Raw genomic sequence first — 17,916 nt, forward strand, 5'->3', positions numbered from 1 at the left:
GGCTCACTGAGCTCATCTGAGGTCATCGCCAGGCCCCGCCGGACGCCAGTCTTGCGGGGCTTGCTCTTTTCTGTCTTCAATCGCCCGTAAGATGCCCGGCATGACAAAGCATTTGACAATTCTGACCGGTGGCTCTCGCGGCATGGGCCTGTCCATGGGGCAGCAACTGCTGCAACAAGGCCATCAGCTGCTGAGTATTGCCCGCAAGACCAGCACCGCCCTCACCTCCAGCGCCAGCAAGCCTGCGCAGCTACTGCAATGGGAGCAGGACCTGGCACAAAGCGCTGCTGCTGCGCAGCGCCTGGCGACCTGGCTGGGCACGATAGATCCCCGTGAATGGACCAGCATCACCCTGATCAACAATGCGTGCGTCATGCCGCAGATTGCGCCGCTGTCCCAGGTGCCTGCCGCCGATATGATCAATGCCCTGCGCGTGGGTCTTGAAGCGCCCATGGCCCTGACCGGAGCCTTTCTCGGAGCAACCGAGAACTGGAGGATTGCCCGCAAGGTGCTCAATATCTCCTCGGGCCTGGGCCGCCGCGCCATGGCCTCGCAAGCCAGCTACTGCACGGTCAAGGCCGCCATGGACCAGTTCAGCAGCTGCGTGGCGCTGGAAGAGGCTGCCAAGCCCAACGGCGCACGCATTGTGTCTCTGGCACCCGGCGTCATCGACACCGATATGCAGGTGCAACTGCGCAGCGCAGCTTCAAGCGACTTCCCTGACGTGGGCCGTTTTGCAGGTCTGCACAGCAACGGGCAGCTGACCTCGGCCGATGACGCCGCAGCCCGCGTGCTGGCCTGGCTGGCGCGACCGGACTTCGGCGACCAGGTGATTGCAGACGTACGCCAGCCCTGAGATCGCACTCAGGGCAGTGGTGCTCCCAAACATGGCTGCAGCCGCCTTATCCAAACCAAGGGCTAAGGACGCCTGCAGCTCTTGTTGCCGTGAATGACTGGACCGCGCAAAAAATCTGGGAGCAGGCCCGGCCTATTCTCGAACCAAGCCCTGGCAAGTCTTTCATGCGTGGCAGAATGTTTGCACTGGTCTGCAGCAGCCTCTGAAGCTGTGCGCAGAACCACAATCCGCGCCCGTGGGCCACATCGGCAGCGACACCCGATCGGTACGCTGCCCCCGTGCTAGCAACGGCAGCAACCCTGTCGTGCAGCGTGTGCGGATGGCGATCATGTCCGTACGGCATAACTCGCGCTCCCCGGTAAAGACAAATACCCATTGATGGCGGAACCACCGTCCCCGATCATCGAAAAGCCCACCTTCCGTGACTCTGGCTTCCGAGCTCAAGGCTCAGGTGCCAGCCGCGACTGCGCCGCCCTTGTTTGCGGGCCAGCGCTCCCCCGTTCGTCTCTGGAGCTTCTTTTTCATGATTCGCCAAATTCTCATCAGCACAGCCGTGCTCGCAAGCGCGGGCCTGAGCTTTTCAGCCGCTGCACAAGACCCCGCTGCCGACTACCCCAACAAGCCCGTGCGCATGATCGTGCCGTTCCCGCCTGGTGGCGGCACGGACATCCTCTCGCGCGTGATTGCCAACAAGCTCACCGAAGTCAGCAAATGGACCGTGGTGCCCGACAACCGTGCAGGTGCGGGCGGAACCATCGGCATCACCGAAGCGGTAAAAGCGGCGCCCACGGGCTATGACATGGTGATGGGCCAGAAGGACAATGTGGTCCTTGGCCCCTACCTCTACAAGAACCTGCCCTGGAACCCCAGCAAGGATCTGACCCCCGTGGCTCATGTGGCCTACACCCCCATCGTGATTGCCACGGCCGCCAACTCGCCCTACAAGACGCTGGCCGACGTGGTGGCTGCAGCCAAGAAGAACCCGTCCAAGATCACCTACGGCTCGCCCGGCAACGGCACCAGCATCCACCTGGCCGGCGTGATGCTGGAAAAGGCCTCGGGCATTCATCTGACTCACGTGCCCTACAAGGGCTCCAACCCCGCGATGATGGATGCACTGGCCGGCAATGTGGATCTGCTGGTGTCCTCCGTGCCCTCGGCCATCGCCCAGATCAAGGCCGGCAAGCTGCGCGCCATCGCCGTGACCTCGGCAAAGCGCTCGTCCTCGCTGCCGGACACTCCGACACTGGCCGAGTCCGGTCTCAAGGGCTTTGATGTGAGCACCTGGTATGGCCTGTTCATGCCCAAGGGCACACCCGCAGCCATCGTGACCAAGGTCAATCTCGAAGTGAACAAGCTGCTGGCCACGCCCGAGGTGCGCGACGCCATTCTGACCCAGGGTGCCGAGCCCCAGTCCATGAGCGTGGCCAACTTCGACAAGATGTTCCAGGCCGACTTCAAGCAGTCCAAGCAGGTCGTCGAGTCCTCGGGCGCCAAGATCGAGTGACATCCCGACGCGGCGCGCAGGATTGGCGCCGCCCTGCCAGGCGCGAATAGGCCTGATCTGCATCAATGCGGCCTATGACAGGCTCGTGAATACTTCTGCGGAAACCCCTGAATTTCTGGAGAACATCATGGCATTGCTGGTCTGGGTCCCCGAGTTGGACACCGGGATTGCAGAGATTGACCGGCAGCACCGCCGCATCGTCGATTACATCAACAGACTCTACGAGTTGCGCAGCTCGCCAGATCGCGCTGGGCTGGGCGATGTCATCGGCGAGATGATCGACTACACCGTCTCGCACTTCGTCTTCGAGGAAAGCCTGATCGAGAGCGCCGGCTATATGTTCGCCGGCCCGCACAAAAAAGTGCACGAGCTGTTCACGCGTCGCGTCATCGAGATGCAGACCCGCTTCGATGCGGGCGAGGATGTGGCCGCCGAGCTGCACGGCATGCTCTCGCGCTGGCTGTTCAACCACATCCGCAACGAAGACCATGGCTATGTGGACTCGGCCAAGGTCTATCTGCGCATGATGACCAAAGAGAGCGGACACGCTGCACAGAAGGAACAACTCAAGGCCGAAGTGCTTCAGGAGCTGGAACTGCAGCGCAAGAAAAAAGGCTGGCTCGCCCGGCTGCTCAATCGCTGAGCACTCTGACCCACAAGAAAAACGGCTCCCTCAGGAGCCGTTGCTTCGTAGGCAGCCGCCTTACGCTTACTCGCGCACAACAAGAACCGGGATTTTGACTGCGCCCAGCACGCGTTGGGTGACGCTGCCCAGCATCAGCTTCTCAAGGCCGCGTCGTCCCTGCGAGCCCATGACGACAAGGTCTGCGCCCACGCTTTCCATGGTCCGCACAATGCCTTCATGCACTGCATGACCCTCACCCACCAGGGTCTTCACGGGCACACCCGCCTCATCCATGATGGCCTTGACCGCATCCAGGGCGGTGTTGGCTTCGGCGGTGGCCGCGCTCAGATACTGCGACTGGCCATAGGCAAAGTCGGCGCCCACGCCGGTGAAAGGATAGGGATCGACCACATACACCGCCGTCACGGCGCTGCCGAAAACCTTGGAGAGCTCAGCGGCCTTGCGTGCAGCCAGCATGGAGGGCTTGGAGCCGTCGACCGGAACCAGGATGTGATTGAACATGGACATATGTTTCTCCTTTCAGGTTGCAGGCGACACCAACCTCAAGCCAAAGGCCCGGGGCAGATGCCGCTCTTGAGATAGCGTTGAGTCTGCCTTCATCATGCCTCAGCGTGTTGACATGAATCAACCCTGAAATTCACACTGGCCGAGGTCTGGCTCAGATGCAGACATGGGCCGCCTGGTATTCGTAGCATTTGTCCAGCAGAGTGTCGGACTTGTCGGTAATCGTGATGCGAGTGCCGTCCGGGCACAACAGGGAGACATTCTTGAAGGCTGGCTCATGGGGTTTGCTGGGCGCATCGCGGCGCACGGTCCATTCCTCCTGGACGATGCCGCCCGGCATATCCAGCATCACGACGATCTGCTCGGTATCGTGCGACAGCCGGATGCACTTGGCATCATTGAGCTCGACCACGGCCCCGGCCGGCGCGGCCAGACCATAAGGGCATTCCTCCACGCCGCGAATCGGTACCGAGGCATCGCCGAGGGTAATCTCAAGGCCATTGCGAAAGTAGATCGTGGGCTCCTTGGTGTCGGCCGCCTGCGCCGGACGGTCTTGCGAAGGCTTGCAGGCCGCTACGGTGACAAGAGCGGTCAGCACTGAAATACTGAGGGCGTAAAAGCGATTCATATAAAAAAACACGCCCGGCAGGGGCGTGGTGTCGGCCAGCGGTTGTGGCGTGTTGGATGCCAGGAAGACTCGAAGAGGCGAAAGCTTCGCCGCAACAAGCCTGCATCATGCAGTGTCGAGGGCGTCACTTTGATGCATTGAGCACGTTACAGTTTTGCCCAAATTTTTCGAACAACGCCGTCCGCCTCAATCCAGCTCAAGCGGCCTGGCCCTGCGGCTCCTGGAGCGCGGCCCCCTGGAAGTTGCCACGGCGATAGGTCAGCACCAGCGTGTCGCGCACGCCACCGGGCTCGGCAGGCTGGATCGGCGTGGTCTCATGAATCATGCGCGCATCGTCGAGCAGCATCACGGACCAGGGCTCGGTCAACGTGAAGCGCTGGCCATTGGGGCCGGTCGCTTCGAACACACGGGTCTCGCCCCCTTTGACGCCCTTGCGCCCCACCAGCAGCACGGCAACCAGATCGACGCCGTCGCGGTGCGCGCCTTCGGGCGTGGGCCGTCCGATGCCGTCCGTGGTGTCGATGCGAAACTGGTGCGCCTCGACAAACCAGCGCTCATGCCGCTCGTCGGTGCAGAACACCTGGTCGGCCAGCTGAGCCAGCGCATTGATCATCTCCAGCCATGCCGCGCTCGTCGTCGTGCTCTCCAGCATGGGCTCGAACATGCGCTGCATGCCGCCGTGCAGCGCGTTGTATTCCACGGGCTGCCAGTGGGCGCGGTGGGGCACCTGCTGCACCTGATGGCCTTCGCTGACAAAGCAGGAATGGCGGCGACGGCGATAGCGGCCGCCATCCTTGAGGAAGGCATCGGGCGGCAAACCCTGCCAGTCCGCATCCATGGCATGCAGATCGCTCACGCCAAGGCCCATCCACTGGGCAAAGTCCTCGGGCTGCAGCACGGCGTAGCCGCGCGTGCGCAAGGACTGAGCTGCCTCGGCAGCGGCAATGTAGGGAGGGGAAAACATGATTTGCGCCATAAGGTCGGCAAGCTTACTCCTCGCAGGCCCTGCCGGCTTGCGGCTCGGCATCAAAATTTACGCAAGGCAGCATCAACCAAATTGCATGGATGAAAAAAATGCCTGCATCGCACACAGCAATGCAGGCACAGCGCAAGGCACCGCGATCGGGCAGCGGGCCTTCATCACCACGGTGATGAAGGCCAGGCGGTCTTGGGCTTAAGTCCAGGGCTTAAACCAGGGGCAGTCCCACATAGTTCTCGGCAAGCGAGGTCGAGCCGGCCTCGGAGTGGACGATGTAGTCCAGCTCCGCTTCCTGCACCTTGGTATTGAACTCGCCCTCGCCAGGGAAGTTGTGCAGCATGGAAGTCATCCACCAGGAGAAGCGCTCGGCCTTCCAGACGCGGCGCAGGCACTGCTCGGAGTAGCGGTCGATACCGGCTTCGGACTGCTCCTTGTAGTACTCGGCAAAGGCCTGTGACAGATAGCCCACATCGGAAGCCGCCAGGTTCAGGCCCTTGGCACCGGTGGGAGGCACGATATGTGCGGCGTCGCCTGCCAGGAACATGCGGCCGAAGCGCATGGGCTCGGTCACAAAGCTGCGCAGCGGCGCAATGCTTTTTTCCAGCGAAGGACCGGTCACCAGATTGGCGCGGGCTTCGGGGTCCAGGCGCTTCTTGAGCTCTTCCCAGAACGCCTCGTCGCTCCAGTCCTCCACCTTGTCGGTCAGCGGCACCTGCAGATAGTAGCGGCTGCGCGTGGCGCTGCGCTGGCTGCACAGCGCAAAGCCGCGCTCGGTGTTGGCGTAGATCAACTCATGCGACACGGGCGGCGTATCGGAGAGCAGGCCCAGCCAGCCGAAGGGGTAGACCTTCTCGAAGGTCTTGATCTTGTCCTGGGGAGCGCTGGCGCGGCAGATGCCGTGAAAGCCGTCGCAACCGGCGATGAAGTCGCACTCGATCTCGTGCACCTGACCGTCTTTTTCGTAACGCACCTTGGGCTTGTCGCTCTCGAAGTCCACAGGCTGCACATGGCTGGCTTCGTAGACCGTGGTCAGGCCTTCCTGGGCCCGCACCTCCATCAGATCGCGGGTCACCTCGGTCTGGCCGTAGACCATCACGCGCTTGCCGCCGGTCAGGCCGTTCAGGTCGATGCGATGGCGCTTGCCCTTGAACAGCAGCTCGATACCGTCGTGGGGAAGTCCTTCCTCGTTCATGCGCTTGTCGGCACCCGCCTGCTTGAGCAGATCCACCGTCACCTGCTCCAGCACGCCGGCGCGGATGCGGCCCAGCACATAGTCGGCGCTGCGCTGCTCGATGATGATGTTGTCGATGCCCGCCTTGTAGAGCAGCTGCCCCAGCAGCAGACCTGAGGGACCGGCACCGATGATGGCGACTTGTGTACGCATGATTGTGACTCCTTGTTATGGCTCAAAAACCTGTCGATCGGCGCGCGTGACGACGCCGATTGCGCTGTGCAGCAAGACTAAGTTTTGTGCTGCATCAAGACAAAGGAGAGAATCGACGTTTGCGCGATAATCGCACAATGAGAACGATGATCGCGCAAAACAAGAACGGCGGGGCCCTCCATGAGTGACCCCGGCTCCCCCTCCATCGCCCCGGCAGACTTCATTGCAGGCCTGGCCAAGGGCCTGGCCGTACTCGAGAGCTTCGACACCGAACGCCAGCGCCTGAACGCCACCATGGCGGCCGATCGCGCAGGCATCACGCGCGCCGCAGCCAGGCGCCATCTGCTCACGCTGGCCTATCTCGGCTATCTGGAGTCCGATGGCAGCTATTTCTGGCTGGCCCCCAAGGTGCTGCGCCTGTCGGGCAGCTATCTGGCCTCGGCCCGGCTGCCGCGCATCGTGCAACCCGTGCTGCACAGACTGGCCGCGCAGACCGGCCTGTCCTACTCCTGCGTGGTGCGCGAGGGTCGTGAAGTCGTCATCGTCGCGCGCAGCGCCGTTCATGAAAAAGGCGAACGGCTGATGGCCCACGGACTGCATCTGGGCACGCGTCTGCCGGCGCACGCCACGTCCACCGGCCGGGTGCTGCTGGCCTCGCTCTCGGGCTCGGAGCTCGACGACTGGCTGGCCACCTATGACCTGCCCAAGCTGACGGCGCACACGGTCTCCGATGGCGCGGCGCTGAAGGGCTTGCTCGACGAGGTGCGCCGCCTCGACTACTGCATGGCGCTTGAAGAGCATGAACTGGCCATTCAGGCCGTGGCCGTGCCGCTGCGCAATATGCTCGGGCGCACCGTGGCAGCGCTGAATGTGGTGACATCGGCCAAACGCATGAGCCCGCACACCATGCAGCAGGAAATACTGCCGCTGCTGCAGGAAGCGGCCAGAACCTTGCGCCCCCAGCTTTGACGCTATCATTTCAGAAGCTTATAGCGCCCGCCTTAAATTGATTTCAGATAGATATGTATCTGAAATCGTTATTCAACAAGTGCAACAAGCTCTCCTAACAGGAGCATGCTTCATCAGCGGCCATGCCCCGGTGCAGGCGCGGCGTTCAGATATGGCCGCTCTCCACCGAGCAGACCTGCATGCTGAGGCGGCGCAGCAGCTCGGCCGTGCGGCGCATCAGTGGTGTGGACTTCTTTTTGGCGGGCTGCACCAGGCACAAGGTGCTGACGATATGCGGCGACTTGATGGGTACCTCCACCAGCGCAGCGTCCGTGGCATGACTGTGCATGGCGCTATCGGTCAGCGCCGCATAGCCATAGCCGCCGCGCACCAGATCCAGAATGGCCGGCACGCTGGAAACCTCCCAGACCACATTGAGCTTGACCTGGGACAGCGTGGCCTGGGCCTCCATCAGCTTGCGGAAAATCTGCCCGTGCTGGGGCATGATCAACGGGAACTCGGCCAGATGCTCGAACGGGATGCTGGTGCGCCCTGCCAGCGTGCTGGCCGGGCCGATCAGGCACAGGCGCTCCTCGAGCACGGGCGAGACCTCGATCTGCGGATGGGGCTCGGGCGTGTAGACCAGCCCCAGATCCATGCGTCCCGAAGTCAGCCACTCCGAGATATTCATGGAGAAGCCTTCGACCACCGCCAGCCTGGCCTTGGGCATCTCGCGGCTGAAGCCGTCGATCAGGGGCAGGGTCAGGCGCCGCGCCAGACTCGGCGGCAGGCCCACGGTGATGCGCCCCACGGGCTCGTCGCGCTGACTGCCCAGATCTTCCTTGGCCATGGCCACGCGTTGCATGATGGCGTGACCATGCTCGAGCAGGCGGCGCCCCGCATCGGTCAGCGTCACGCCACGCCCGGTACGGATCAGCAAGGTCTCGCGCAACTCGGTTTCAAGGGCCCGCACCTGACGGCTGAGCGCCGGCTGGGCCGTGTCCAGCAGTACTGCAGCCTTGCTGAAGCTCCCCACTTCGGCCACCCGAACAAAGGTCTCTATCTGCTGCAGATTCATGCTCACACCTTTCAAAACAAGCTATGCTATTTTGCTATAGCTGCTAGCCTCAGCTAGACCTAGGTGTTTATGACCCAAGTGACACAATGTAATTAACTGGGCCTAAATATCTAAAAATAACAGCCGACGATATCAACAATGCGTGGTCCACACGCAATTCATCATCGACGTCCTTCCAGGGAGACAAAATGACCCATCAGCTCAATATGAGCCGTCGCCAAGCTGCATTCGCACTCGGCGCGATTGCCGCAGCCGTGGCAGCCCCCTCTTTCGCCCAGAGCGACAAGTGGCCCACCAAGTCCTCGCGCATCATCAACCCCTTCCCTGTAGGCGGCGGCCCCGATGGCATCTCGCGCCTGGTGGCCGACAAGCTGGGCCGCGCCTGGGGCCAGCCCGTGGTGGTGGAAAACCGTCCCGGCGGCAACGGCTTCATCGCCATCAACGAATTCAAGCGTGGCGCGACCGACGGCACCGACATGATCCAGCTGGACAACGTCCACATCGCGGCCTACCCCCACCTGTTCAAGAAGCTGCCCTACGACCTGAACAAGGACTTCGACATCCTGATGCCCTTGTTCCGCAACTACTTCTTTGTCTGCGTGCCCGTCAACAGCCCCTACAAGACCATCGGCGATCTGATCGCCGATGCCAAGGCGCATCCCGGCAAGCTGAACTACGGCTCCTGGTCCGTGGGCAACCCCGTGCACCTGGGCTCGGCGCTGCTGGAAAACCAGACCGGCACCAAGATGGAGCACGTGATCTACAAGGAAACCAGCCAGCTGTACCAGGGCGTTGCCAATGGCGAGCTGACCTTTGCCCTGGGCTCTCTGGGCACGGCAGGTCCTCTGGTGCGTGGCGGCAAGCTGCGCTTCCTGGCGGTGGCGGCTCCCAGCCGCATTGCCGGCTTCGAGAACGTGCCCACGGTGTCCGAATCGGGCGGCCCCAAGGATTTCGCAGCCATCGGCTGGAACGCCCTGGCCGTGCGCCCCGGCACCCCTGCCGCCGTGGTCGAGAAGATCCGCACCGACGTCCGTCAGGCGCTGACCGGCCAGGACGTGAAGGAGAAGTTCGCCGCCTTCGGCTACGAGTCCTTCAACCCCACGCCCGCAGAATTCAAGGCCTTCATGGCTTCCGAGAGCAAGCGCTTTGGCGAGGTGATCAAGAAGGCCGGTCTGGCTCTGGACTGATCCAGCCCGCCCATCCGTAAAGAAGCCGCCTCTTGAAGGCGGCTTTTTCATGCGCTACGGCATCCGTAAAAACGCCCGATGCATCACACCGGGCGTTTTGCAGAGAAGCGCGCAACCTTCTTACTGATCGCGGGCCTCGATGGCACGGTTGATGCCCAGTGCAGCCAGCGTGCACAAGGCACCCGACAGCAGATAGATACCCAGAGCCACCAGTCCGAACTTGGCCGAGACACCCAGGGCCACCAGAGGCGCAAACGCCGCACCGATGAGCCAGGCCATGTCCGTGGACAGGGCCGCACCGGTGTAACGGTAGCGCGACGAGAAGTTGGAAGTCACCGTGCCCGAGGCCTGGCCGTAGGACAGACCCAGCAGCACAAAGCCCACCAGGATGAACACATTGTTGCCGGTGCTGCCGCTGCCCAGCAGCCAGGGTGCCAGAAAGCTGAAGATGCCGATCAGGCAGGCCATGGTGCCCAGGGTGTTGCGGCGACCCACACGATCCGCCAGCCAGCCCGAGAGGATCATGGCCGCACCGGCCAGCAGCGCCCCGATGATCTGCACCACCAGCACCTCCGTCACGGACTGGTTGGAATACATGGAAATCCAGGACAGCGGGAACACGGTCACCAGATGAAACAGCGCGAAGCTGGCCAGCGCGGCAAAAGCCCCGATCATCACATTGCGGCCTTCGTTGGTCATGAGACTGCTCACGCTGATGGGCTCCAGCTCACGCTCCTGCAGAAGCTGGGCATAGGACTGGCCCACAACCAGACGCAAGCGGGCAAACAGCGCCACCACGTTGATGGCGAAGGCCACGCAGAAGGGGTAGCGCCAGCCATAGCTCATGAACTCGTCGGCCGTCAGGCTGGAGTACAGAAAGGCAAACAGCGCGGCAGCAATGATGAAACCCAGCGGTGCCCCGAGCTGACCAATCATCGAGTACCAGCCGCGCTTGTTCTGCGGGGCCGACATGGCCAGCAGCGAGGGCAGTCCGTCCCAGGAACCACCCAGTGCCAGACCCTGACCTATGCGCAACATCACAAGCGCCCAGACGGCCTTCATGCCTGCGGTTTCAAAGCTGGGCAAAAAGGTCATGCCCACCGTGCACACGCCCAGCAATAGCAGCGCCAGGGTCAGCTTGGTGGCACGGCCCCAGCGGCGCTGCACGGCCATGGACAGCGCCGTGCCCACGGGGCGGGCCACAAAGGCCAGCGAAAATATGGCAAACGCAGCCAGCGTGCCATCAAGCTTGGACATGTAGGGAAACAGCAGCGAGGGAAACACCAGCACGCAGGCGATGCCGAACACGAAGAAGTCGAAGTACTCGGAAGAGCGCCCGATGATCACCCCCACGGCAATCTCGCCAGGGGTCACATCCTCGTCGGTATCCGCATAGGCCAAGGTTTCCGAGTTCTCATAGTCTTGCTGAGTAAGACCAATGGACGGGTTCATGCTTGTCATAAAGGTACAACTCCTTGTCTTACTTTTCAGTCCCGGGGACGCTTTCAGTTCTACGCCCAAGCATGTGCAGCCGCAATAGAGTTTTTGCTCTGAGCACTGTCAGACCAGCACCGCGCAGCCCCCGTTTCTGAGGGCTGATTTGACAATTTCAAGCCCTGTCAGATCAAAGTTTGTCCACACGCCAAAGCTGCTAAACCCTTGTCGCATAGCGCATTTCCAATCCCGAGACGTTGACCTTGGACAAAATGTCCAATGGACAAGCCACCGTTTGGTATTACATTTGCCGAGATCCAGTAATCCGCGTTTACACCTAAGCGCGACTTTGTCACGCCCAAAGCATGTTAAAAATCAAGGAAATCCGTGGGCCCGCGTGGCTCTCAGCGGCCGCTTTGACTGCAACCCTCGCAGGTTGCAGCAAGGCCGTCGTCCTCAACCCAGCTGGCGATGTCGCCAAGCAGCAAGGCGACCTGGTCATTACGGCCACTTTGCTGATGTTGCTCATCATCGTCCCCGTCATCTTTTTGACGCTGCTGTTTGCCTGGAAATACCGCCAGTCCAACACCGAAGCCAAATACGACCCCGAATGGCACCACTCCACTGCACTGGAGCTGGTGATCTGGACGGTTCCCCTGCTCATCATCATCGCTTTGGGCGCCATTACCTGGATCAGCACCCACAAGCTCGACCCCTATCGTCCTCTGGACCGCATCTCCTCCACCAAGGCTCTGGACCCCAACGTCAAGCCCCTGGAGATCCAGGTCGTGTCTCTGGACTGGAAATGGCTGTTCTTCTACCCCGAGCAAGGCATTGCCACCGTCAACGAAGTGGCTGCCCCGGTGGATCGCCCCATTCACTTCAAGCTGACCTCCACCCACACCATGAACGCGTTCTACGTTCCTGATCTGGCCGGCATGATCTACACCATGCCCGGCATGCAGACCGAGCTGAACGCCGTGATCAACAAGCCCGGTGTCTATGGCGGCAAGTCCTCTCACTACAGCGGCGCTGGTTTTGCGGGCATGACCTTCAAGTTCCACGGCCTGGAAAACGAGCAGTTTGATCAGTGGATTGCCAAGGCCAAGACCGAAGGCAAGGCCCTGACACGCGATGCCTATATCGATCTGTCCAAGCCCAGCGAGCGCAACCCCGTTGAACGCTTCGCCAGCGTGGACGAAGGCCTGTACCAGAAGGTCCTCAACCGCTGCGTGGAAGACGGCAAGATGTGCATGAACGAAATGATGGCCATCGACGCTGCCGGCGGCAGGCCTCCTGCACACCACAGCAAGACCTCCAGCGTGACCCTGCCCCTGGATGTCTGCACTTCCCAAGACGCTGAGCGCGTTGTCGCCCTGCTCGACGAAGTCGCCGCCTCCGGAGCTGTCGCACAGCAATAAGTAGTTCACGGTGCGGATGCGCTCACCGCTCAGCCGCTCCAATACGACAAAAGAGACTCAACATGTCTGAAACAACAACCCCGGCCTCCCACTGGCTGTTGGGCCGTATCACATGGGACCAGATTCCCATGACGCATGAGCCCATCGTGCTCTTGACCTTTATTGCCGTGGTGCTTGGCGGCCTCGTCGTGGTCGGCGGCATCACCAAGTTCCGCCTCTGGGCTCCGCTGTGGAACGACTGGATCACCTCCATCGACCACAAGAAGATCGGCATCATGTACATGATCCTCGGTCTGGTCATGTTCCTGCGCGGCTTTGCCGATGCCGTGATGATGCGTCTGCAGCAGTCCATGGCCTTCGGCGACAACATGGGCTACCTGCCTCCTCACCACTACGACCAGATCTTCACGGCCCATGGCGTGATCATGATCTTCTTCGTGGCGATGCCCTTCGTGACCGGCCTGATGAACTACCTGGTTCCTCTGCAGATCGGCGCACGTGACGTGTCCTTCCCGTTCCTGAACAACTTCAGCTTCTGGATGACCACCGGCGGCGCCGTGCTGGTGATGATCTCCCTGTTCCTGGGCGAGTTCTCCACCTCCGGCTGGCTGGCCCTGTCCAATCTGGGGCACCAGAATCCTGGAACGGGTCTGGATTACTACATCTGGGGCCTGCAGGTCGCCGGTGTGGGCACGACCTTGTCAGGTATCAACCTGATCGTGACCATCATCAAGATGCGCGCCCCCGGCATGAACCTGATGAAGATGCCCGTCTTCACCTGGACTGCCCTGTGCACCAACGCCCTGATCGTGGCTTCCTTCCCCGTGCTGACCGCAGCCCTGGTGCTGATGTCGCTGGACCGCTACGTCGGCACCAACTTCTTCACGAACGAGCTGGGCGGCAACCCCATGCTGTACGTGAACCTGATCTGGATCTGGGGCCACCCCGAGGTCTACATCTTGATCCTGCCCTGCTTCGGCGTGTTCTCCGAAATCGTGGCAACGTTCAGCCGCAAGCGCCTGTTCGGCTACACCTCGATGGTCTACGCCACCGTGTGTATCACCATCCTGTCCTACCTGGTGTGGCTGCACCACTTCTTCACCATGGGCTCGGGTGCCAGCGTGAATACCTTCTTCGGTATCACCACGATGATCATCTCCATCCCCACGGGCGCGAAGATCTTCAACTGGCTGTTCACCATGTACCGCGGTCGCATCCGCTTCTCGGTGCCCATGCTGTGGACGGTGGGCTTCATGGTCACCTTCGCCATTGGCGGCATGACCGGCGTGCTGCTGGCCGTGCCTCCCGCAGACTTCGTGCTGCACAACTCGCTGTTCCTGATCGCCCACTTCCACAACGTGATCATCGGCGGCGTGGTGTTTGCCGTGTTTGCCGGCATCAACTACTGGTTCCCCAAGGCTTTCGGCTTCCGACTCAACGAGTTCTGGGGCAAGGCTTCGTTCTGGTTCTGGCTGGTCGGCTTCTGGGTTGCCTTCACTCCCCTGTACATCCTGGGTCTGATGGGCGTGACTCGCCGCGCCAACCACTTCGACGATCCCTCGCTGCAGATCTGGTTCATCATCGCTGCCTGCGGTGCTGCCCTGATCGCTGCCGGTATCGGCTGCTTCTTCATCCAGCTGGCCGTGTCCATCTGGAAGCGCGACGAACTGCGTGACGTGACCGGCGACCCATGGGAAGGCCGCACCCTGGAATGGGCCACTTCCTCGCCCCCTCCCCAGTACAACTTCGCCTTCACCCCCGTGGTGCACGACATCGACGCCTGGACCGACATGAAGAAGCACGGCTATCAGCGTCCGCTGAGCGGCTTCGAGCCCATCCACATGCCCGCCAATACCGGCGCCGGCGTGGTGATTGCCGGCCTGTCCACCGTTCTGGGCTTTGCTCTGATCTGGCACATGTGGCCTCTGGCGATCGCCTCGTTCGCCGCGACCATCCTGGCCTCGATCATTCATACCTTCAACTACAAGCGTGACTACTACATCCCTGCGGCCGAAGTGGCCACATCGGAAGAAGCACGTACCAAGCAGCTTGCAGCAGCCCATGTCTAATACACATATCAACGCTGGCGGCGCAGCCGCCCTGGCTACTCGCGAGTACCACCTCGCGCACGAGCCTCATCCGGAAAACGGCACCTCGCTGGGCTTCTGGCTCTACCTGATGAGCGACTGCCTGATCTTTGCCGCACTGTTCGCCACCTATGGCGTGCTGGGCCGCAGCTATGCAGGCGGCCCCTCGGGCAAGGACCTGTTCGATCTGTCGCTGGTCGCGGTCAACACGGCCTTCCTGCTGATGTCGTCCATCACCTTCGGCTTTGCCATGCTGCAAAAGCAAAAGAAGAACGTGAACGGCACGCTGCTGTGGCTGGCCGTCACCGGTCTGCTGGGCGCAGCCTTCCTGGCCGTGGAACTCTATGAGTTCCACCACCTGATCCATCAAGGTGCAACGCCTCAGAGCAGCGCCTTCCTGTCGTCCTTCTTCACGCTGGTGGGCACCCACGGTATCCACGTGACCTTCGGTCTGGTCTGGCTGATCACCCTGATGATCCAGATCAAGAAGCACGGCCTGATCAACGAGAACGTGCGCCGTATCAACTGCCTGTCCATGTTCTGGCACTTCTTGGACGTGGTCTGGATCGGTGTGTTCACCTTTGTGTATCTGATGGGGGTGCTGTAAATGAGCGCACACGATATCCACGCCGGTCATGACGATCACCACGATCACGACGACCTGCACGTCACCATGGGCGACTATGTGAAGGGTTTCATCCTGGCCGTCATCCTGACTGCCATCCCCTTCTACCTGGTCATGAACAACATCATCACCGACCGCTCCACGGCTGTGGCCGTGCTGGGTCTGTTTGCGGTGATCCAGGTGCTCGTGCACATGGTGTACTTCCTGCACATGAACGGCAAGATCCAGGGCGGCTGGACCATGCTGTCCACCATCTTCACGGTGATCTTCCTGGCGATTGCGATCTCCGGCACGCTTTGGGTCATGTTCCACATGAACACCAACATGATGCCCGGTCATGAAATGCACCAGGCCGCAGGCCATGCAGATCACGAAGGTCACACGGCTCCCGCTGCTGTCACACCTTGACTGACCTCATGAAGAACCAGAGCGCTGCACGGCAGCGCTCTCCCTTCGCCAAGGCGATGCTCGCGTTTGTGGGCATCGCCTTGTTTTTAGGGTTCATGGCTCTGGGCACCTGGCAGGTGCAGCGCCGCGCCTGGAAGCTCGATCTCATCGAGCGCGTGGAGCAGCGCGTGCACAGCGCCCCCGTGGCGTTGCCCGAGCCCGGTCAATGGCCGCAGATCAATGCGGCCAGCCACGAGTACCTGCCCGTCAAGGCGCAAGGCCGATGGCTGGACAAGCAAAGCGTGCTGGCCAAGGCATTGACCGAAGCCGGTGCGGGCTTCTGGCTCATGACGCCGCTGCAGCTGAGCGATGGCACGCAGGTTCTGGTCAACCGCGGCTTCACGCCCGAGAAACTGCGCAGCCAGTGGCTCAAGCAGATTGCCGAAGCCGGGCCATCGGCCGAGACCGTCACCGTCATCGGCCTGATGCGCATGAGCGAGCCCGGCGGCGGCTTTCTGCGCAAGAACGATCCCGCCAACGCCCAGTGGTACTCGCGCGATGTCGCCGCCATTGCCCAGGCCCAGGGCCTGAGCAGGCCCGCCCCCTACTTCATAGACCAGGGCGTGCCCGCCAGCAACCCGGCCTATGCAAAGGCAGAGGCCGACAGCGAAGTCCTGCGCCCCGGCATGACAGTCATCCGGTTCCCGAACAGTCATCTGGTCTATGCGCTTACCTGGTATGGGCTGGCAGCCATGGTGCTGGGAGCGGCCTGGCTGGTGCGCCGGCACGACAAGGCGGTTGCCGCAAACTGATGCCTCCCTCTGAAAGCGCTCCCCGGAGCGCTTTTTTTTGCTCCCTGCGGGCTGCTCCTACATCACGAATGCATAGCCCCAGAGGCGTCCGAGGCAGGCCTGCTCGGTGACAATTGCGCGGTGAGCCAAATTTCCGATTCCCTGTTTCGCGTACAGCGCCTGACCGAGCGGCAGAACATGCAGCTGCTGATTCAGCTGCGCTGGATTGCCGTGGTCGGCCAGGTCGTCACCATCTCGCTGGTGCACTACGGCTTTCAGATTGCACTGCCCCTGCTGCCCATGGCGCTGGTGCTGGTGGCCCTGGTCGCCACCAACCTGGCCTACATCTACTGGAGCCAGGGCCTGCACCGCCCCGTGACCTCGCGCAGCGTCTTCTATGCGCTGCTGGCCGATGTGCTGGCCCTGACCATTCAGCTGTACCTGAGCGGCGGCGCCAGCAACCCCTTCATCTATCTGTATCTGCTGCAGGGCATTCTGAGTGCCGTGCTGCTGCCCGCTCATTACACCTGGTGCGTGGTCGCGGCCTCCTTTGTCGGCGTCCTGGGCCTGACCCTGTTTCACCAGCCCCTGCATGTGCAGTTCGCCACTCAGGAAGGCTTGCCCAGCCTCTACGTCGTGGGCGTGCTCATCAGCTTTGCGTTGACCAGCATCCTGACCATCGTCTTTCTGACCCGCATCGTCGAGAACACGCGCCGCCGCGACAAGCGCATCTCCAATATGCGCCAGCGCGCCAGCGAGGAGGAACATATCGTGCGCCTGGGCCTGCTGGCCACCGGCGCGGCACACGAGCTGGGCACGCCCATGGCCACCATGTCCGTGATCCTGGGCGACTGGCAGCATATGCCGGCCCTCATGCAGGACGAGGACCTGCGCGAGGACCTGCAGGAAATGCAGCGCCAGCTGCTGCGCTGCAAGTCCATCGTCTCGGGCGTGCTGCTGTCTGCCGGCGAGACCCGGGCCGAAGGCACGGAAAGCACCACCTTCGCCAGCTTTGTGCAAGGCGTGGTCAGCCACTGGCAGGCGCATAACAGCCTGCAGCACTTTGCGCTGCACCAGCAGGGCGTGAAGGACTTCGCCATGCTCTCGGATACTGCATTGCAGCAAATGATTTGCAATTTGCTGGACAATGCCCTCGAAGCCTCGCCCGGCTGGGTGGAGCTGACCCTGAGCAGCGATCAAGACCAGATACGCATCCAGGTGCGCGACCACGGCCCGGGCTTCGATGCCACCGTGCTGCAGCAACTGGGCCAGTGCCATGTCTCCACCAAGCAGGAGCGCCCCGGTCGCGGCCTGGGCCTGTTTCTGGTGACCAACGTGGCCCGCGCCCTGGGCGGCCGCGTTCATGCCGGCAATCTGCCGGCTCAGCAAGGCGGTGGCGCTCTGGTGGAGGTCAGCCTGCCCCAGTCCGCTCTCGCGATTTAAGACATTGTGGT

At 61.8% G+C, this 17,916-nt stretch carries 17 protein-coding genes; 11 read left to right on the forward strand and 6 right to left on the reverse strand.

From position 1 onward, the window contains the following. Nucleotides 1-91 precede the first annotated feature (91 nt). From QYQ99_RS00650 to QYQ99_RS00660, 3 genes are all read left to right on the forward strand, one after another. On the forward strand, nucleotides 92-856 hold the full coding sequence (locus QYQ99_RS00650; protein ID WP_302090963.1) for an SDR family NAD(P)-dependent oxidoreductase: 765 nt from the start codon (nucleotides 92-94) through the stop codon (nucleotides 854-856). 523 nt (nucleotides 857-1,379) lie between these two features. Next, nucleotides 1,380-2,363, forward strand: a complete 984-nt coding sequence (locus QYQ99_RS00655; RefSeq protein ID WP_302090964.1) for a Bug family tripartite tricarboxylate transporter substrate binding protein — start codon at nucleotides 1,380-1,382, stop codon at nucleotides 2,361-2,363. An 85-nt stretch (nucleotides 2,364-2,448) separates the two neighbouring features. Beyond that, nucleotides 2,449-3,006, forward strand: a complete 558-nt coding sequence (locus tag QYQ99_RS00660; RefSeq protein ID WP_302090965.1) for a bacteriohemerythrin — start codon at nucleotides 2,449-2,451, stop codon at nucleotides 3,004-3,006. A gap of 66 nt (nucleotides 3,007-3,072) precedes the next feature. Here the strand turns inward: QYQ99_RS00660 and QYQ99_RS00665 are convergent, their stop codons facing one another. The 4 genes from QYQ99_RS00665 to pobA all read right to left on the reverse strand — a co-directional run bounded on the left by QYQ99_RS00665 (nucleotide 3,073) and on the right by pobA (nucleotide 6,504). After that, nucleotides 3,073-3,510, reverse strand: a complete 438-nt coding sequence (locus tag QYQ99_RS00665) for a universal stress protein (protein ID WP_003079494.1) — start codon at nucleotides 3,508-3,510, stop codon at nucleotides 3,073-3,075. Between the two features lie 157 nt (nucleotides 3,511-3,667). Further along, nucleotides 3,668-4,141, reverse strand: coding sequence for a hypothetical protein (locus QYQ99_RS00670; protein ID WP_302090966.1), 474 nt, complete (start codon nucleotides 4,139-4,141; stop codon nucleotides 3,668-3,670). A gap of 196 nt (nucleotides 4,142-4,337) precedes the next feature. Continuing rightward, nucleotides 4,338-5,117 (reverse strand): 2OG-Fe dioxygenase family protein, encoded by a 780-nt coding sequence (locus tag QYQ99_RS00675; protein ID WP_302090967.1) that lies wholly within the window; start codon nucleotides 5,115-5,117, stop codon nucleotides 4,338-4,340. 211 nt (nucleotides 5,118-5,328) lie between these two features. Next, a complete protein-coding gene (gene pobA, locus QYQ99_RS00680) occupies nucleotides 5,329-6,504 on the reverse strand; it encodes a 4-hydroxybenzoate 3-monooxygenase (protein WP_302090968.1) in 1,176 nt (391 codons plus the stop codon). A gap of 180 nt (nucleotides 6,505-6,684) precedes the next feature. Between pobA and QYQ99_RS00685 the strand changes: the two genes are divergently transcribed. Next, nucleotides 6,685-7,473 carry an IclR family transcriptional regulator domain-containing protein gene (locus QYQ99_RS00685; RefSeq protein ID WP_302090969.1) on the forward strand — a complete coding sequence of 263 codons (789 nt, stop codon included), beginning with the start codon at nucleotides 6,685-6,687 and terminating at the stop codon, nucleotides 7,471-7,473. 145 nt (nucleotides 7,474-7,618) lie between these two features. On the opposite strand, the gene QYQ99_RS00690 is transcribed toward QYQ99_RS00685, so the two are convergent. Beyond that, nucleotides 7,619-8,530: a LysR family transcriptional regulator gene (locus tag QYQ99_RS00690; protein ID WP_034352381.1), complete on the reverse strand. Its 912-nt coding sequence runs from the start codon at nucleotides 8,528-8,530 to the stop codon at nucleotides 7,619-7,621. 188 nt (nucleotides 8,531-8,718) lie between these two features. On the opposite strand from QYQ99_RS00690, the gene QYQ99_RS00695 reads away from it, so the two are divergent. Continuing rightward, the gene (locus QYQ99_RS00695) at nucleotides 8,719-9,717 is read left to right on the forward strand and encodes a Bug family tripartite tricarboxylate transporter substrate binding protein (RefSeq protein WP_302090970.1); all 999 of its coding nucleotides are present in this window, start codon (nucleotides 8,719-8,721) and stop codon (nucleotides 9,715-9,717) included. 120 nt (nucleotides 9,718-9,837) lie between these two features. Here QYQ99_RS00695 and QYQ99_RS00700 read toward each other — a convergent pair whose 3' ends face one another. After that, complete coding sequence (locus tag QYQ99_RS00700) at nucleotides 9,838-11,178, reverse strand: MFS transporter (RefSeq protein ID WP_302090971.1); 1,341 nt, start codon at nucleotides 11,176-11,178, stop codon at nucleotides 9,838-9,840. A 338-nt stretch (nucleotides 11,179-11,516) separates the two neighbouring features. Between QYQ99_RS00700 and cyoA the strand changes: the two genes are divergently transcribed. The 6 genes from cyoA to QYQ99_RS00730 all read left to right on the forward strand — a co-directional run bounded on the left by cyoA (nucleotide 11,517) and on the right by QYQ99_RS00730 (nucleotide 17,905). Further along, complete coding sequence (gene cyoA / locus QYQ99_RS00705) at nucleotides 11,517-12,572, forward strand: ubiquinol oxidase subunit II (RefSeq protein WP_302090972.1); 1,056 nt, start codon at nucleotides 11,517-11,519, stop codon at nucleotides 12,570-12,572. A 62-nt stretch (nucleotides 12,573-12,634) separates the two neighbouring features. After that, a complete protein-coding gene (gene cyoB, locus QYQ99_RS00710; protein WP_302090973.1) occupies nucleotides 12,635-14,641 on the forward strand; it encodes a cytochrome o ubiquinol oxidase subunit I in 2,007 nt (668 codons plus the stop codon). Then, nucleotides 14,634-15,266: a cytochrome o ubiquinol oxidase subunit III gene (gene cyoC, locus QYQ99_RS00715; protein ID WP_003055501.1), complete on the forward strand. Its 633-nt coding sequence runs from the start codon at nucleotides 14,634-14,636 to the stop codon at nucleotides 15,264-15,266. The genes cyoB and cyoC overlap by 8 nt, the downstream gene beginning before the upstream one ends. Further along, complete coding sequence (gene cyoD / locus QYQ99_RS00720) at nucleotides 15,267-15,692, forward strand: cytochrome o ubiquinol oxidase subunit IV (RefSeq protein ID WP_302090974.1); 426 nt, start codon at nucleotides 15,267-15,269, stop codon at nucleotides 15,690-15,692. A gap of 8 nt (nucleotides 15,693-15,700) precedes the next feature. After that, a complete protein-coding gene (locus QYQ99_RS00725; protein WP_302090975.1) occupies nucleotides 15,701-16,483 on the forward strand; it encodes an SURF1 family protein in 783 nt (260 codons plus the stop codon). Between the two features lie 120 nt (nucleotides 16,484-16,603). After that, the gene (locus QYQ99_RS00730) at nucleotides 16,604-17,905 is read left to right on the forward strand and encodes an ATP-binding protein (protein ID WP_302090976.1); all 1,302 of its coding nucleotides are present in this window, start codon (nucleotides 16,604-16,606) and stop codon (nucleotides 17,903-17,905) included. Nucleotides 17,906-17,916: the final 11 nt, after the last annotated feature.

It is taken from the genome of Comamonas testosteroni (genome assembly GCF_030505195.1).
GTDB classification, from domain to species: domain Bacteria; phylum Pseudomonadota; class Gammaproteobacteria; order Burkholderiales; family Burkholderiaceae_C; genus Comamonas; species Comamonas testosteroni_G.

Bases quoted from the DNA above. Each gene is read 5' to 3' on its own strand.
- QYQ99_RS00650 (WP_302090963.1), top strand. From the start codon at position 92: ATGCCCGGCATGACAAAGCATTTGACAATTCTGACCGGTGGCTCTCGC.
- QYQ99_RS00655 (WP_302090964.1), top strand. From the start codon at position 1,380: ATGATTCGCCAAATTCTCATCAGCACAGCCGTGCTCGCAAGCGCGGGC.
- QYQ99_RS00665 (WP_003079494.1), bottom strand. From the start codon at position 3,510: ATGTTCAATCACATCCTGGTTCCGGTCGACGGCTCCAAGCCCTCCATG.
- QYQ99_RS00670 (WP_302090966.1), bottom strand. From the start codon at position 4,141: ATGAATCGCTTTTACGCCCTCAGTATTTCAGTGCTGACCGCTCTTGTC.
- QYQ99_RS00675 (WP_302090967.1), bottom strand. From the start codon at position 5,117: ATGGCGCAAATCATGTTTTCCCCTCCCTACATTGCCGCTGCCGAGGCA.
- pobA (WP_302090968.1), bottom strand. From the start codon at position 6,504: ATGCGTACACAAGTCGCCATCATCGGTGCCGGTCCCTCAGGTCTGCTG.
- QYQ99_RS00685 (WP_302090969.1), top strand. From the start codon at position 6,685: ATGAGTGACCCCGGCTCCCCCTCCATCGCCCCGGCAGACTTCATTGCA.
- QYQ99_RS00690 (WP_034352381.1), bottom strand. From the start codon at position 8,530: ATGAATCTGCAGCAGATAGAGACCTTTGTTCGGGTGGCCGAAGTGGGG.
- QYQ99_RS00695 (WP_302090970.1), top strand. From the start codon at position 8,719: ATGACCCATCAGCTCAATATGAGCCGTCGCCAAGCTGCATTCGCACTC.
- QYQ99_RS00700 (WP_302090971.1), bottom strand. From the start codon at position 11,178: ATGACAAGCATGAACCCGTCCATTGGTCTTACTCAGCAAGACTATGAG.
- cyoA (WP_302090972.1), top strand. From the start codon at position 11,517: ATGTTAAAAATCAAGGAAATCCGTGGGCCCGCGTGGCTCTCAGCGGCC.
- cyoB (WP_302090973.1), top strand. From the start codon at position 12,635: ATGTCTGAAACAACAACCCCGGCCTCCCACTGGCTGTTGGGCCGTATC.
- cyoC (WP_003055501.1), top strand. From the start codon at position 14,634: ATGTCTAATACACATATCAACGCTGGCGGCGCAGCCGCCCTGGCTACT.
- cyoD (WP_302090974.1), top strand. From the start codon at position 15,267: ATGAGCGCACACGATATCCACGCCGGTCATGACGATCACCACGATCAC.
- QYQ99_RS00725 (WP_302090975.1), top strand. From the start codon at position 15,701: ATGAAGAACCAGAGCGCTGCACGGCAGCGCTCTCCCTTCGCCAAGGCG.